This window comes from Gammaproteobacteria bacterium, assembly GCA_003696665.1.
Taxonomy (GTDB): Bacteria; Pseudomonadota; Gammaproteobacteria; order Enterobacterales.
Genome location: RFGJ01000423.1, coordinates 1 through 1,363, shown reverse-complemented (window position 1 = coordinate 1,363; position 1,363 = coordinate 1). Strand labels below are relative to the sequence as shown.

The 1,363-nt window shown below is 48.3% G+C and carries 1 protein-coding gene; it reads left to right on the top strand.

All coding sequences use genetic code 11. The annotated features are described in order from the left end of the window. Positions 1 to 358 precede the first annotated feature (358 nt). A partial coding sequence (locus D6694_10685; GenBank protein RMH39899.1) for a hypothetical protein occupies positions 359 to 1,363 on the top strand: 1,005 nt, incomplete at its 3' end.

Here is a 1,363-nt window from a genome sequence, read left to right as displayed (position 1 = left end):
GAGCCCGGTCTCTCCCCCCTTCTCCATAAAATCAACCACTCAGCAGCGCTGGATGAATTGACGGGGCAAAGGTAAGACAAGAAAGTGGTTGTTGTCGGCGCGGGGTTCGGCTTGTGTGTAGCTGGCAAGATGGTTGAGGGTGTAGCGTTGAGGGTTGAGGGTTTGAGTTTAAAGTTTATTATCAGTGTTTTATGAAAAAATGCGTATCCATCGTCCATCGTCCCTCAACATTTTTCATCAAGCCCAGTCTATAAAACCAGCATTCGGATTCGTTAGAGATAAAAAGATGAATGACAATGATTGAGATATGAATTGTCTGTGTATTTTTGCATAGGTGCGTACCAAACAAATTAATCTCATGGACTGGTCGTTGGATCTCTGGAACTTGGTAAATACTCCTTTAAACAAGGTTGTTCTTGGCTCCATGGTTGTGGTACTTTTGGCCCAAGGAGTTTTCCTGGCGAACTTTTGGTTTAGGCCACTGGAAACCCGAAAACGTATCAATTGGGCCAATCAACTCACCTCTGCCTACACCGTACTGGGAGTACTCGGAACCTTTCTTGGAATTTTCTTTGGATTGTTAAAATTCGATGTTTCAGACATTACGGCCAGCATCCCGGGGCTCCTCGAAGGAATGAAGACCGCCTTTGCCACCTCGATTGTGGGGATCTCGCTTTCGCTCATCATGGGTGTCGTCGTCAGATGGTGGCTGAACAAAATAGAATCGAAGGAGATTTCGCCCATGGATGTCCAGAACCAGCTCTTGGCCGAAATCAAGAATGGGCTGGAGCAACAAGCTGCAGTACTCGCACAAATGATTTCCATCCATCAGCAGCAGGGGGACCATCTCGCCAAGATGCTTTCAGCACAGGAGGCGCAAGCCAAGGATGTGGCTCAACTGCGCCAAAAGTTTCTTCAGGAGGAAAACAAGGACATTGCTTCGGTCCGTGATGCCATTGGTGGTGTACTGGAAAAACTGTCAGTATTGCAGGAGCAGATGGGCGATGTAAAGAGGTCTGCCTCTGAAACCACTGTGCAGACGACGGAAAGCAAGCAAATTCTTAAGAAACTGGAAGAGGTAGCAAGCAGCAAGTTGACGCAAATTGACGAGAAACTTGATGGTCAGCGTGTCCTTGTTCAGGAAACCAACAACGAATTGCGGGCATTGAAGCAAGGGCAACTGGACTATGCAGAAAAGCTGGATGCCCATGTGAGTAGCCTGATCGAGACGATGGGCAAGAACAGCGAGCTGCTCGAACGGAAATTCGACGAGTTCAGCGAACTGCTGCAAAAGAGCAACACGGAGGCACTGGTCGAGGTCATGAAACAGGCCACCGAGAGCTTCAACGAGCAAATGCGCGAG